Source organism: Gilliamella sp. ESL1225, assembly GCF_058502635.1.
The window spans coordinates 1,416,951-1,429,834 of record NZ_CP196358.1; the positions used below are offsets into that span (position 1 = coordinate 1,416,951).

Genomic DNA, 12,884 nt, shown 5'->3' on the forward strand with positions numbered 1-12,884 from the left:
TTTAGTCATTGTCCTTATTGTTACAATTACCTGTTTTTTTGTTAATGATTGAGTTAGATATTTGCCTTAATTTGTCAACACCAATAAAGCCAATCACACCGCCAAGAAAAGGGTTAAAACTCACCGGCAAACCAAAGTAATCAAGTCCACTACTTGCCGCTAGCGAAAGCGCACCACAAAGTAATGCTTCGACCCATTTACGGCGGCCACCCACACCGTCATACGTTAAACGACCATAGGCGATTAGGAAAGACAGGATAACCCCATAAATTAACGGGGCATTATCCTGTAACCAATTTAAAATTGTTGTTTTGTACATTTTGATAGTCTTCTTTTGAAAAAAATTAACATTTTTGTTTATTTTAATGTAGACAAAGTAAACATTTTTGTTTATTATTATCTTATCTTAAAACAACACGGATAAATAATGAAACAAAGTGAGTTTTTAAGATGGTTAGTTGCTCAAGGCGTTGAAGTAAAACAAGGAAGTAATCACTTGAAACTTTATTACAACGGAAAACAATCAACCATGCCAAGACATCCAAGTAAGGAGTTAAAAAACGGCACAATGATTGCAATCAAAAAGCAACTAAATCTCTAATTAAAGCCCTCGTAAGGGGGCTTGTTTTGAATGAGGTTAATATGTTTTATCCAGCAAAATTAGATAAAGAAGATAACGGTTATACCGTAACATTTAGAGATATTCCTGAAGCAATTACTTGTGGTGATGACTTGCAAGATGCATTAAAAATGGCTCAGGATGCATTAATAACAAGTATGGATTTTTATTTTGAAGATCATCGTAAAGTACCATTACCAAGCAAAGCCAAACGTGGTGAACATTTAATTGAATTACCAACAAGTATTTTTGCTAAAGTGTTACTACTTAATGAAATGATCGAACAAAATATGTCAAATGTTGAACTTGCAAAACGTATTAATGTAAAACCACAAGAGTTACAGCGTATTGTTAATTTAAATCATACAACAAAAATCGATACAATTAGTAAAGCGTTATCTGCTTTAGGTAAACATCTTGAATTAAGTATTGCCTAAAGTTTCAACCTAACTCTATTGACATCCTTGGCGGCCATTATGTTTTTTACTCTTGGAATTGAATCCCCGAAAAATGATAATGAAGCTTATGGAATTATTATTCCAGCTTTATGCAATAACGAATATAGCTGTTTTTCTGCTGCTGATAGCGAAGAAGATATCCCATCAATGGCAACAGAAGCTATTTTATTAACTATTCAAGATATGATTGAATCCGGTAAATACGACATTAGGGATATTCATAATCATCATATTTCATACCAAAATAACAAAGAATATGATCACTGTGATATATGGCTCATTATTGATGATAAAGATAGAAGTAATTTTTTAGCAGAAGCTGCGATTAATGAGTTATCTTCAATCAATAGAGCCTCTTAACTGAGGCTTTATTTTGCCAATAAAAAAGCCCGCATTTGCGAGCTTCTATATTTTATGCGTTAAAACCGCATCTTAGGCACATTATCCGTATAAACGTTTATACAGTCAAGTGTTTTTAAACTATTACGTGAATTAATTGCGTTATCTTTTTTTGTTCCGATTGATGTTCCACTTGCCACAAATCGTATTTAGATTGTAAGGCAAGCCATAATCTTGCCGTACTAATTCCTGATTGCTCTAATCGCCACGCTAACGTTGCTGATATTGGTGCTTTGCCATGTAATATTCGAGACATGGTCTCTCTTGCAAAACCTAAGTGAGTTGCGAAATCCTTAATTGTCATATTTAGCTCAGGCAATACCTCATCTAATAATATTTCACCGGGATGCGGTGGGTTGAACATTCTCATAACTCCCCCCTTTTAATGATAATCTTCATAGTCAAGTATATAAGCATTACCATTTTCAAATTCAAATGTCATTCGCCAATTACCCGAAACGTTTAGCGACCATGTATTCACTCGGTCGCCTTTCAATTTATGGCACTTCCAACGAAACTGTAGTTCCTCAATGTCGGTAATTTCATCTATCACAGCTAACATGTTTCTAAGTTTCTTTGCATGCTCAGCTCTAATACCACGAACCGATCCAGTTTCAAAAAATATTTGTAATCCTTTGTGGTTGAAACTTTTTATCATGTTAACCTCTTTGGTTTGTGACTAATTACATCACATTTATTTGATTATGTCAATAAGAGTATTAAAAAGGGCGGTTAGGCCCTTTAGGTGAGATTGTTAGTGATGTCTAATAATAGGCAATACATGATGCCATTTATCTGCGATGGTTTTCGTTGTAATATGCGCGGTTTCTCGCTCAATGATTAACTTAGCATTATTTAACGTTCGTTTGTATTCAAGTGCCATTGAGTAGAATGCCCCTTTAAAACCTGAGTCGATGATTCGTAATGCTGGCTCTATTAATTCAATTTGATTCCGCATTATATCTGCAGCTTTATACAGCCATGCCAAATCGTACCATTCTTCCTCGCTTAATCCTTGTTTTAAATTTATTCCACCTAAAAATTTAATGGCTTCCTCAAATTTACTTGCGGGTAAATCTTGATAGCGGGGGATTTTAAAATGTTCGTATAATTTGTGGTATACAGATTGATAGTGTTCGCCAGTTCTATATGCTCGCTCATTAACCGCTTGTTTGATTTGCTGTTGTTGTTCAAGTGATATTGTTTCTGTAATTCCAATTTCTTTATCTGCTAAATCAAGTAACCATTTTCTTACTTCTCTTGCTATTTCTGTATTAGCAAACATTGCAATTAAATGAGCACCACGGAGGGAAAAAATACGGACTGTTTTTTCCCGTAAACTATTGTTTATGCCATTGGTGGTCATTTTGACTACCATTGTCATTTTATTAGTAAATTCATCGGAATTACGATTATAAAGTCTTGTAACTGATTTAGAATCTGCATACTGTAATAAATTAGATAAATCGTTTGAAGTAATCCAAATTTGATTATTTTGTTTAATTGATTGAATGGTAGTGTTATGAAAAGATAATTGATTAGTCATTATTTGTACCTCCAGTGTAATTTAAAATTATCACCACCAACACGCCAATATTGGGCGGTGAACTAAGCAAGGTTGGCGTACTGGTCACTAAAGGCAAACCCAGCGAGCTTTTCAGCTCCCTTACCCAGTCCACCATAGACTAGGTACAAAAAAACCGCTTTCGCAGTTCATCTGCCAATAATGAAATCAGGACGCCAATCCCGACGCTAGATTTTGCTAACGTCTTTTCACTATACAATTTAATCATACTCATTGTCAACTAAGCTACTTTTGAAAACAATTCAATAATATGACCCCGAATAAAACACTCAGCAGCCAGTAATACTTTCGTTAACTCCGAGGTTTGTTTCCCGACATTTCTTGCCTGTTTGCTACAAGACATATTTTCTAAATAAAAAGAAGTTAAAACTATCCAATATTCCATATTATCAGCCTTTAGTTTTAGTACTGCTTTATCAACAATTTCCGCCTCTTCTTCGGTCAAATATTGTCTAAAATCAAAATCACGAAAAGCACCATTAATGCCAGCTGACTTAGATGGATATTCTGTTCCAATTCGTTTTAATATCCTTGTGTTTTTCCACGCCGTTAAAATGTCTTTAGTCTCTCTCATTACTCCCTCCATCTAACTCACTAATCAAAATATCAATCTTTCCACCCTTGATCACGTCTTTACGCTCACTATGGATGATATCTATCTGATCATCATCCAACATCACACCACCGTGCACTAGCGCGTCAAAAAGAGCTTTATTAATATTGTCTAAATCGCGTTTTCGTCTATCAGGCATATAGGCACTAATATCTACTTTAAGTCGACTCGTTAGCTTTTTATTTGCTTTATTCGCCAAAATGATGGCTATAACATTTTGCCGAAATAATTCACCAGCTGGTTTAATGAATCGCCGTTTGCCAGACGTACCCCAATAATGATTTACCGTTGGCGGATAAGGTAACGTGAGCTTAATCATGCAATAACCTTATACATGCGACTAAGCGTTTCATTAAGTAAATCAAGCTCTGTCTTTTTTAGGATTTTTAAATAGGTTTTATCGCCATGGATACCCAACGCGCCTTGATGGCAATCGAAACAAAGTGGAATAGTTAAATAATCACCCGCACGCTGCGCGAGTCCTTGACCTTCTCTAATATGGTGGAGACAAGTGCGTCCACTTTGTCTTTGTCCAAGCAACTCACAACAAATACACGGCATTGCTGCTAATATTTCCGCATGTTTTTTATTCATCTTTTATTGCCTTACCCGTTAATTCCAACCATGTTTAAATTTAATTCCATTCGCGTAAAACTTACCGCATGAGCCTTTAACTTCGCCATTTACGCCGACTAATGGACGGTCACACACAAATAAATCTTTATCAAGGTTATATAAACAGCTACCGCCACATTCAGGACATTTAAAAGTTGACTTTTTAAATTTGTGTTTTTTTGACATCATGCCGCCTTTGATAATTGGTCTTTGTATTGCTCGGCTAATTTAATGGTTTCTTGTGCTTCATAGCTAAAAATAACTTTATTTTCAGCGCCGAACTGCTCAGCGCAAGTGATTATGTCCGCGAACTCACGTTTATTCATTTTGCGGGTAGATAACCCCATAAACACAAGCCCACCCTGCAAACCCTTTACGCATTTCTGTCCGTGTAAATTAGCGGTTATTAGATGTTTCCATTCTTCAGCAGTCAGCTTTTCACCATCCCATTTAACTTGCTTAGCAATATCATTTAAAACGCTCCACATCATTCGATTTTGCGCTAAAGAGCGTTTGTCTTCATCAATAACAATTCGTAACGGATGAGTGTTATCAATCGGCAATTGTCTAATAAAATTAATTGCGTTATTACGTACTGATTCGTGAACTAATCGATATTCTTTAATCATTGCTCACCCTATTAATTAACTTCTACACATTCAAAATCACTTAGCTTTATGGGGTAATCTTTATGACCCCAACTATCTTTTTTTCTGCCACTTAGCTTTAATAAACACTGCTCAAGTGTTAATGCCTGCTTACAAAAATGAGTCCAACTAATGGGGGGGTGTCCGACTTTATTGATGCTTGCTGTTATTTTATACATTGTTTATGGTTTCCTTGTGCTTGCTCTGTTATTTAGGTACCGATTTATTTATTCACACTCGGTTAACATGTGAGCCTTGTCATACCCCTACAACAAGAACTGAGTTATAATTTAATCACCCCTACAATTTAAGGAATGATTATGAAACAAACTATTACGATTAAAATTACATGCCCCCATTGTGACGCCCCATTGCCTAATAAAATTGGTGATGTCAAAATCAAAAACACAGAGGAGTTGGTTGGCTTCATTTGTGAAAGATGTAGTCACAAAATCACGAATGAAGATATCGCTATTATTGACAGTAGAATCAAAAGTGCGACTAAATCTTTCGCGGAATCTCTCATCAAAGATGCTCTCAAAAACACTAATTTTAAATTCAAATAATAGTTTTAATTTTTCTTCTAGCGGTGTTGTATCAACCATAAATACCGCTTCAAGATTTTTACTTCCGTTTTTCGTGTTTAGCTTCATCACTCAATCCCTTTGCTTTTTGCTATTCTGTTTTTCTTACGACATTTCAGCATTCTATTTATTTCTTGCCTTACTTCTGCTTCATCACTTCTTAAGGCTATTTCCGCCTCTAATTCTGCGCGATTATCGCGGGTTAAACGTCTAACAACGCTTTGCGCATAACCATGCGTACTGGCATTAAGATGTGGTAATATTTTATTGTGACGCATATTTGCGCTCCTTACGTGGTGGCTCAGGGGTAGCTTTTATATGAGCTTCATTCTGATTTACCTCATAAATACGCCCATTTTTAATACCTGCATAAACTTTAAAATTAGCCGCGCCATGACGATTTAACGCGATATTAATTTCCATTAAATGTTTATCTGCATTTTCGTTATAAACCGCATCACGATAGAGACCTATCCAGTAATCACAATCTTGTTCAATTTGACCTGTATCTCGACTATCACTCGGTACGGGGCGTTTATCGGCTCTAGATTCAAGATTACGGTTTAATTGCGTTAACATTACAACAACACAATTAAGCTCTTTAGCGAGCGCTTTGAGCCCTTTCGTTATCGCGCCATAAACTAAATCATTACGCTGCTCATCTCCGCTTTTTTCTTTGCTCATTAGCGTTAAATAATCAACCATAATCATGCCAATTTGCCCTTTCTCTCTAGCCATTCGCCGAGATTCCGCTTGCACATGAGAAAGCGTAATTGCTGGAGTATCATCAATAAAAATATTATTCGAATCGATTAACCTTCCTAAGTGCGTCATTACAATCGATAATTGGTCATCTGAATTAAACCCACCATAAAAAACATCACTACTGACCAGGGATTCTTGTGCTAAAATATTCTCGAGCATTTGCTCATCTTGCATTTCTAACGAAAACATTAAGACAGGTAATTTTTCCTGTAATGCACAATGACGAGCCATATTAATTTCGAAAGTGGTTTTACCCATTTTAGGACGCGCACCTACCACAAATAACGCCCCCCTAACCAATCCTTTAGGCGATAATCTTTTATCTAACTCCTCAATTCCCGTTGATAATCCTCTTACGCTATCTGCTTGCGTAATTCGCTTCTCAAACGTATCAGTCCATTTTTCAGCAATATTCTGCAATGACTTCAACCCAACGATTTTTCCCGTTTTGTTATAATCATCAATATGAGTAAAAAGCGCTTGAATCGCCGATAATTTATCACTTGTTGATAACGATGATTTTTCAATAATCATCGCGCTACAATCTTGTAATTTTTTTAATGCATAACGTTCAATTGCTTTATCACGAACTATATTTGCATAAGCCCTAACATTAAGTGCAGAGGGTGTATTTTTTGCTAACTCTGCGACATAAGCTAATCCTCCGCAATTGCCTAACTCTCCTCGCGCTTCTAACCCGTCTGAGACAGTAAGTAAATCAATTGGTTGATTTTTACGATTTAATTCAACCATTTCTGTAAAAATCATCTGATGATGACGAGTGTAAAAGGAATTGCCAGATAAGAAATTCAGTACGTTTTGACAGCTTTCCGATTGTGAATTAATTAAAATTGAGCCTAGTACGGCTTGCTCTGCATTCAAATCTTGTGGTGGCAAATTCATAGCGAATCCTCCAAAACTTTTACGTATGTCGCAGGTCGCACGATGTAATCAAAATCTGCTTTCCACCCTCTGTCGTTTTCGCCAAAATAGAATGGTTTCGCTTTATCAACAAAATCATAAAAATAATTTGCCAAGGCTTGAAATGTTGGTACTTCAAACTCGTTGAGTAATTTTTTAACTGCGTTTTTTCGTGCGGTGGTCATTTTTTGAATTTGTGGCAATCTGTTTTCTACAGCATCGTTGAATGCATCCATGACCAAATTAAAATCAATTGAGTTTTTTTGGTTCAGATTGGTCATCATCAGATGACATATTATTTTTATTATTTAATGTATTGTTCTGTGTGACTTTAGGTGTGTCGCAAGATGTACTTTCAAGTGTGATTTTAGGTGTGTCAAAAAATCGCTCTGATATTGCACTTAATTTGTGATAGTAATAACAATCGAATTTCCTTGTCTAGCCTTGCTTAACATGCCTTTTTCACAAAATAAATTGATGATTCTGCGAACAGTCGCTTTGTCTGTATCTACACCATTCACTTTGGTCATTTTTCCTAAAATTGCATAGGTGCTAACTAATTGCCCTGTTTTAAGATCCCACAATCTACCGTCAAACAAATGAGTACGATTTTTGTAAGAAGCGATGCAAAGTAACTTAGCCCATAAAGTAAACGATACAGCATCGCTTGCTCAATCGGCGTTATTTACGCTTCTATGCAAAACAATACCTTGCCTTGTGTTGCTAATACGCTTGGTCTCACAGTCTAATTGAATTATTTTTGCTGTTGACATAAATTTTCCTTAGCTTTCATATAAGATTTTTTGAATTTCTTAAATCCCTCTTTTGTAAACCCATATTTGATAACTTCGTCAAGCTCTGTCTTGCTTAATAATTCATATCTTGATATTAATTTCATATGCTATTCCTAAATTATTATGCTCATTAGTTCGCACCTAATAAGCTGACTTGATCGACTTATTTGCATGAATATTTACGACATTTAAACAATCATCAAATATTTTTCCGTTTTGTGATGTGCAAGGTCGTCGTTTATATTCAATAACGGCTTTTTCTACCGAAATTGACACAACCTGTTCACTTAAACCATCTTGAATTAATAATTGATTTATATTTTTAAAAATAAATTCTGTAGGATTCATATTAATCAACCCTCTTGCTGTTATTTTGGATTAAGTCATTGCATGATTGCCTCACTAATTAGTGGCTTTTTTTCTCCTAATTTCATCAGCTATAAAGTATTTTGCAGCTTGAGTTTTTAGTGTTTGTATTTCGTCTTGTGATACTTCAACTGAGTCATCAGGTACTATCTTTAATCCTAGAACAGCTATAAAATCGCAAGCAAAAGCCAATTTATCTGATTTAAATTTTGAAATTACGTCTTCTCTAACTCCAAGTTCAATAACTACAGAAACTTGAGATACACGGGCAAGTCGTTGCAAGATAATTGATTGAATCTTGTTTGAACTTGCTTCTAACTCTTTCGATAATACGGTCATTGAGTTATCCCTATTGATATTCAGGAAACAGCTCACTTTTAGGTAAGCCTGTTTTAGTTGACCATTCATCAGCAGAAACTTTGCAAGTAGGTATACCCCCCTCCCGCTTTTTTATAATGCTAATATTCTTAGGTTTAACTCCTAATAGTTTTGCTAATTCTGATGTTCCACCAGCTGCAGCAATTGCTTTATACCATTCTTCTGCAACGGCGGCGAATAGGGTAAGCATGTCAGAATTGACATTTTGATTTTTAAGAGAGGTTGGATCTTTACATTGAGCCTGTAGGGATTTAGCCGAATTCCTTTTTTCTTGAGCATTTGCTAGCGAAATATAAGGATACTTTCCGAAGCTTAAAGTCTTACGTTTGCCGTTAAAGGCGTAATCAAAACGCCAAGATACTACCTGAGGTATAAAAGATATATAGCCCCGCGCCGTCGATGAGCTTATTCGGCTTATTTAAAGGTTTAGCGAAATCACTTATTTTACAGATAGCATTTTCAATAATCATCATTTAACAGTAAGGTAAATATACCGTAAGTAAACGAGGATTTTAGAGGGTTGGGGAAGGTCTGTAAAAAACTGTATAGACCAAAAAACTCTTTATTTCAAGGACTTTAAGGCTCTAATAAGCGCTAGACGGAAGGCGATTTATCATTAGGTATCCAAGTGTCTCTGAATCAATCAGTTTTTCTTGTAATACTTCATTAGATTCTTTAAACATTAATAGTTTAGGTAATGTTCTAGTTCTATCTGAAGATAATAATTCGATTGTTACTTTCTTTTTCTGTCATAGTGTTAATTCTCATAAATTAAAAAAATTAAACTAAAAATATATAAAAAATTCATGGAGAAAAAATTATAAATATATTGAAATATATATAAAAAATAATTTTAATTTTCAATGCTATATTAGAAAATGAGTTTAATATAGGTATCAACAAAACAAAAAAACGGTGAATATTTCACCGTTTTTTGTTTTGAAAGCATATTAGAAAAAGATTATTGACCTTTAACTTCTTTAATACCTCTAAAAGGAGCTTTAGAGCCAAGCGCTTCTTCAATACGGATTAATTGGTTATATTTTGCAATACGATCAGAACGGCTCATTGAACCTGTTTTAATTTGACCTGCAGCTAAACCAACCGCTAAATCAGCAATTGTTGAATCTTCGGTTTCGCCACTTCGATGAGAAATAACGGTTGTATAACCAGCTTCTTTGGCCATCTTCACAGCTGCAATTGATTCCGATAATGTACCAATTTGATTTACTTTAACTAAAATAGAGTTAGCGATACCCTTTTCAATACCTTCTTTAAAGATTTTAGTATTAGTAACAAATAAATCATCACCAACTAATTGAATTTTATTACCTAATTCTTTAGTTAAATATTCCCAACCTGCCCAATCGCTTTCATCTAAGCCATCTTCGATTGAAATGATTGGATATTCTTTGGTTAAACCTTCTAAATAATGAGTAAATTCTACTGCTGTGAATTCTTTACCGCCTTCACCTTTAAGAATATATTTACCTGTTTCTTTGTTGTAGAATTCAGATGCCGCACAGTCCATCGCTAATGTAATATCTTTACCTAAAACATACCCCGCTTTTTCAACCGCTTCTTTAATACACGCTAAAGCTTCGGCATTAGATGATAGATTAGGAGCAAAACCACCTTCATCACCCACTGCGGTATTCATTCCTTTTTCATGTAAAACTTTGGCTAAACTATGGAAAACTTCTGAGCCCATACGAATAGCTTCACGTTCAGTTTTTGCACCAACTGGTTGAATCATGAATTCTTGTAAATCAATATTATTATCGGCATGTTCACCACCATTAATGATGTTCATCATTGGTAATGGCATAGAATATTGACCTGGAGTACCATTTAAATCAGCAATATGATGATAAAGTGGAACACCTTTTGCCGCTGCAGCTGCTTTAGCATTAGCTAAAGATACTGCAAGAATTGAATTTGCACCTAAATTAGATTTAAAATCAGTACCATCTAAATCGATCATGATTTGGTCAATATTAGCTTGATCTAATGCATCTTTACCTAAAATTGCTTTCGCAATTGGACCATTTACATTTTCAACCGCTTTTAAAACACCTTTACCAGAAAAACGAGATTTATCACCATCACGTAATTCTAATGCTTCACGAGAACCTGTCGATGCTCCAGATGGAACCATTGCTAAACCAACAAATCCACCTTCTAAATGAACTTCTGCTTCAACTGTTGGGTTACCACGTGAATCAATAACTTCGCGACCATGTACTTTAACAATTTTAACCATATCATTTTCCTCTATATGATAAATATAAAACTAATATATCCTAATGTAAGAATTATAGCAGGCATATACATGATTGTTTATTCCTACTGAATTCAAGCAATTTTCTGCTTTTATAAAAATAATTAATAAAAGTAATTAAACATTACCAGCACTATTAAGATTGTTTTTGTTGCTGGTAATTATAAGCTGCTTTAATAAAACCACTAAATAAAGGATGCCCATCACGAGGTGTTGATGTAAATTCAGGATGAAATTGACAAGCAACAAACCAAGGATGATTAGGAATTTCAATAATTTCAACTAATTTCTTATCCGTTGAAAGACCGGTAATTTTTAAACCGGCTTTTGTTATTTGTGGTAATAAATTATTATTCACTTCATAACGGTGACGGTGGCGTTCAACAATTGATGGTTTTCTATACATAGTAGAAACCAAAGAATCTGCTTCAAGATGACAAACTTGAGCACCTAAACGCATGGTACCACCCAGATCACTTTGTTCATTTCGTTGTACAAGTTTACCTGATTCATCGCTCCATTCCGTAATCAAAGCAACCACAGGACTTTTACAATTTTTATCAAATTCTGTTGAGTTTGCATCAGTTATACCGGCAACATTGCGAGCATATTCAATTAATGCGACTTGCATACCAAGGCAAATACCTAAATAAGGTATATTATTTTCACGAGCATATTTAGCGGCAATAATTTTACCTTCAACACCTCGAGCGCCAAATCCACCAGGAACTAAAATAGCATCTAAACCAGTTAATAATTCAGTGCCTCGAGATTCAACCGCTTCTGAATCAATATATTTTATATGTAGTTTAAGATGATTTTTAAGCCCGCCGTGTTTTAATGCTTCGTTGACAGATTTATAGGCATCAGGCAATTCAATATACTTACCTACCATACCAATTGTGACTTCACCAATTGAATTAGCTTCTTCTGAAATAACTTGTTCCCATTCAGATAAATCAGCTTCTACACAATCAAGATGGAATCGACTACAAACAAAGCTATCAAGGTTTTGTGCTTTTAATAAAGCCGGAATTTTGTAAATAGAATCTACATCTTTTAGTGAAATTACTGCCTTTTCAGGCACATTACAAAATAATGCTATCTTAGCACGTTCACTTGCTGGAATAACACGATCAGAACGACATATAAGGACATCTGGTTGAATACCAATCGATAATAATTCTTTTACAGAATGCTGAGTTGGTTTGGTTTTAACTTCACCCGATGCACCTAAATAAGGGACAAGTGTTAAATGCATGAAAAGTGTGTGCTCACGCCCAACATCTGCCGCTAACTGGCGAATACCTTCTAAAAAAGGTAAAGATTCGATATCGCCCACTGTGCCACCTATTTCCACTATGGCAACGTCAAATCCTTTTGCCCCATCGATGATACGTTCTTTAATCGCGTTAGTAATATGAGGGATAACTTGAACCGTCGCGCCTAAATAATCCCCACGACGTTCTTTACGCAATACATCTGAATAAATACGACCTGTTGTAAAATTATTTTTACGCGTCATTTTAGTACGAATAAAACGTTCATAATGACCTAAATCAAGATCGGTTTCAGCACCATCTTCAGTCACAAAAACTTCACCATGTTGGATTGGGCTCATCGTACCCGGATCGACATTAATATAAGGATCAAGTTTTAACATAGTAACTTTTAAATTTCGGGCTTCTAAAATCGCTGCAAGCGATGCAGCGGCAATACCTTTACCCAAAGAAGAAACGACACCGCCCGTAACAAAAATATAATTAGTGACCATTAATTTCAGACCTTTAAACAATTCTTTAATAAATTTAGAGTGGCATTATGTTATTTAGATGAATAAAAAAAGACACAATACTCGT

The 12,884-nt window shown here is 35.2% G+C and carries 24 protein-coding genes and 1 pseudogene; 3 read left to right on the forward strand and 22 right to left on the reverse strand.

The genetic code is table 11. The features are described from left to right. Position 1: 1 nt before the first annotated feature. Positions 2 to 319 (reverse strand): phage holin, lambda family, encoded by a 318-nt coding sequence (locus ACSYSW_RS06490; protein ID WP_491704408.1) that lies wholly within the window; start codon positions 317 to 319, stop codon positions 2 to 4. Positions 320 to 427: 108 nt separating this feature from the next. Here ACSYSW_RS06490 and ACSYSW_RS06495 point away from each other — a divergent pair, with 108 nt between their 5' ends. From ACSYSW_RS06495 to ACSYSW_RS06505, 3 genes are read left to right on the forward strand one after another with little or no spacing between them, the layout of a single operon-like run. After that, on the forward strand, positions 428 to 601 hold the full coding sequence (locus tag ACSYSW_RS06495; protein ID WP_491704407.1) for a type II toxin-antitoxin system HicA family toxin: 174 nt from the start codon (positions 428 to 430) through the stop codon (positions 599 to 601). 41 nt (positions 602 to 642) lie between these two features. Next, entirely contained in the window at positions 643 to 1,056 is a 414-nt protein-coding gene (locus tag ACSYSW_RS06500; protein ID WP_491706213.1) for a type II toxin-antitoxin system HicB family antitoxin, read from the forward strand. 39 nt (positions 1,057 to 1,095) lie between these two features. Continuing rightward, positions 1,096 to 1,437, forward strand: a complete 342-nt coding sequence (locus tag ACSYSW_RS06505) for a type II toxin-antitoxin system HicB family antitoxin (RefSeq protein WP_491706214.1) — start codon at positions 1,096 to 1,098, stop codon at positions 1,435 to 1,437. A 115-nt stretch (positions 1,438 to 1,552) separates the two neighbouring features. Here the strand turns inward: ACSYSW_RS06505 and ACSYSW_RS06510 are convergent, their stop codons facing one another. The 21 genes and pseudogenes from ACSYSW_RS06510 to pyrG form a co-directional block, all read right to left on the reverse strand. Then, complete coding sequence (locus ACSYSW_RS06510; RefSeq protein WP_491706215.1) at positions 1,553 to 1,846, reverse strand: HigA family addiction module antitoxin; 294 nt, start codon at positions 1,844 to 1,846, stop codon at positions 1,553 to 1,555. A gap of 12 nt (positions 1,847 to 1,858) precedes the next feature. Beyond that, positions 1,859 to 2,134: a type II toxin-antitoxin system RelE/ParE family toxin gene (locus ACSYSW_RS06515; RefSeq protein WP_491706216.1), complete on the reverse strand. Its 276-nt coding sequence runs from the start codon at positions 2,132 to 2,134 to the stop codon at positions 1,859 to 1,861. Positions 2,135 to 2,230: 96 nt separating this feature from the next. Beyond that, the gene (locus ACSYSW_RS06520; RefSeq protein WP_491706217.1) at positions 2,231 to 3,022 is read right to left on the reverse strand and encodes a P22AR C-terminal domain-containing protein; all 792 of its coding nucleotides are present in this window, start codon (positions 3,020 to 3,022) and stop codon (positions 2,231 to 2,233) included. Positions 3,023 to 3,281: 259 nt separating this feature from the next. Beyond that, positions 3,282 to 3,635, reverse strand: coding sequence for an antiterminator Q family protein (locus ACSYSW_RS06525; protein WP_491706218.1), 354 nt, complete (start codon positions 3,633 to 3,635; stop codon positions 3,282 to 3,284). Further along, a complete protein-coding gene (locus ACSYSW_RS06530; protein ID WP_491704403.1) occupies positions 3,622 to 3,993 on the reverse strand; it encodes a RusA family crossover junction endodeoxyribonuclease in 372 nt (123 codons plus the stop codon). The genes ACSYSW_RS06525 and ACSYSW_RS06530 overlap by 14 nt, the downstream gene beginning before the upstream one ends. Continuing rightward, the gene (locus ACSYSW_RS06535; RefSeq protein ID WP_491706219.1) at positions 3,990 to 4,268 is read right to left on the reverse strand and encodes a Ref family recombination enhancement nuclease; all 279 of its coding nucleotides are present in this window, start codon (positions 4,266 to 4,268) and stop codon (positions 3,990 to 3,992) included. Before ACSYSW_RS06535 ends, ACSYSW_RS06530 begins: the two co-directional genes overlap by 4 nt. 18 nt (positions 4,269 to 4,286) lie before the next feature. Next, positions 4,287 to 4,475, reverse strand: coding sequence for a hypothetical protein (locus ACSYSW_RS06540; RefSeq protein WP_491706220.1), 189 nt, complete (start codon positions 4,473 to 4,475; stop codon positions 4,287 to 4,289). Further along, complete coding sequence (locus ACSYSW_RS06545; RefSeq protein WP_491706221.1) at positions 4,475 to 4,918, reverse strand: recombination protein NinB; 444 nt, start codon at positions 4,916 to 4,918, stop codon at positions 4,475 to 4,477. The genes ACSYSW_RS06540 and ACSYSW_RS06545 overlap by 1 nt, the downstream gene beginning before the upstream one ends. Before the next feature lie 11 nt (positions 4,919 to 4,929). Beyond that, positions 4,930 to 5,115, reverse strand: a complete 186-nt coding sequence (locus ACSYSW_RS06550; protein WP_491706222.1) for a DUF1187 family protein — start codon at positions 5,113 to 5,115, stop codon at positions 4,930 to 4,932. A gap of 111 nt (positions 5,116 to 5,226) precedes the next feature. Continuing rightward, the gene (locus tag ACSYSW_RS06555; RefSeq protein WP_491706223.1) at positions 5,227 to 5,589 is read right to left on the reverse strand and encodes a hypothetical protein; all 363 of its coding nucleotides are present in this window, start codon (positions 5,587 to 5,589) and stop codon (positions 5,227 to 5,229) included. Next, on the reverse strand, positions 5,589 to 5,798 hold the full coding sequence (locus ACSYSW_RS06560) for a hypothetical protein (RefSeq protein ID WP_491706224.1): 210 nt from the start codon (positions 5,796 to 5,798) through the stop codon (positions 5,589 to 5,591). The genes ACSYSW_RS06555 and ACSYSW_RS06560 overlap by 1 nt, the downstream gene beginning before the upstream one ends. Continuing rightward, complete coding sequence (locus ACSYSW_RS06565; protein WP_491706225.1) at positions 5,785 to 7,188, reverse strand: replicative DNA helicase; 1,404 nt, start codon at positions 7,186 to 7,188, stop codon at positions 5,785 to 5,787. The genes ACSYSW_RS06560 and ACSYSW_RS06565 overlap by 14 nt, the downstream gene beginning before the upstream one ends. After that, complete coding sequence (locus ACSYSW_RS06570; protein WP_491706226.1) at positions 7,185 to 7,490, reverse strand: hypothetical protein; 306 nt, start codon at positions 7,488 to 7,490, stop codon at positions 7,185 to 7,187. The genes ACSYSW_RS06565 and ACSYSW_RS06570 overlap by 4 nt, the downstream gene beginning before the upstream one ends. A 117-nt stretch (positions 7,491 to 7,607) precedes the next feature. Further along, on the reverse strand, positions 7,608 to 7,805 hold the full coding sequence (locus ACSYSW_RS06575) for a hypothetical protein (RefSeq protein WP_491705817.1): 198 nt from the start codon (positions 7,803 to 7,805) through the stop codon (positions 7,608 to 7,610). Between the two features lie 155 nt (positions 7,806 to 7,960). Next, positions 7,961 to 8,104: a hypothetical protein gene (locus tag ACSYSW_RS06580; RefSeq protein ID WP_491705816.1), complete on the reverse strand. Its 144-nt coding sequence runs from the start codon at positions 8,102 to 8,104 to the stop codon at positions 7,961 to 7,963. A gap of 37 nt (positions 8,105 to 8,141) precedes the next feature. Next, positions 8,142 to 8,348, reverse strand: a complete 207-nt coding sequence (locus tag ACSYSW_RS06585; protein ID WP_491705815.1) for a hypothetical protein — start codon at positions 8,346 to 8,348, stop codon at positions 8,142 to 8,144. Between the two features lie 54 nt (positions 8,349 to 8,402). Next, positions 8,403 to 8,705, reverse strand: coding sequence for a CII family transcriptional regulator (locus tag ACSYSW_RS06590; RefSeq protein WP_491705814.1), 303 nt, complete (start codon positions 8,703 to 8,705; stop codon positions 8,403 to 8,405). Positions 8,706 to 8,715: 10 nt separating this feature from the next. Continuing rightward, positions 8,716 to 8,934, reverse strand: coding sequence for a hypothetical protein (locus tag ACSYSW_RS06595; RefSeq protein WP_491705813.1), 219 nt, complete (start codon positions 8,932 to 8,934; stop codon positions 8,716 to 8,718). Positions 8,935 to 9,012: 78 nt separating this feature from the next. Next, a pseudogene (locus ACSYSW_RS06600) lies at positions 9,013 to 9,162 on the reverse strand (Arm DNA-binding domain-containing protein); the annotation flags it as partial. Positions 9,163 to 9,705: 543 nt separating this feature from the next. After that, positions 9,706 to 11,007, reverse strand: coding sequence for a phosphopyruvate hydratase (gene eno / locus ACSYSW_RS06605; protein ID WP_491705812.1), 1,302 nt, complete (start codon positions 11,005 to 11,007; stop codon positions 9,706 to 9,708). Between the two features lie 154 nt (positions 11,008 to 11,161). After that, complete coding sequence (gene pyrG, locus ACSYSW_RS06610; protein WP_491705811.1) at positions 11,162 to 12,799, reverse strand: glutamine hydrolyzing CTP synthase; 1,638 nt, start codon at positions 12,797 to 12,799, stop codon at positions 11,162 to 11,164. Positions 12,800 to 12,884: the final 85 nt, after the last annotated feature.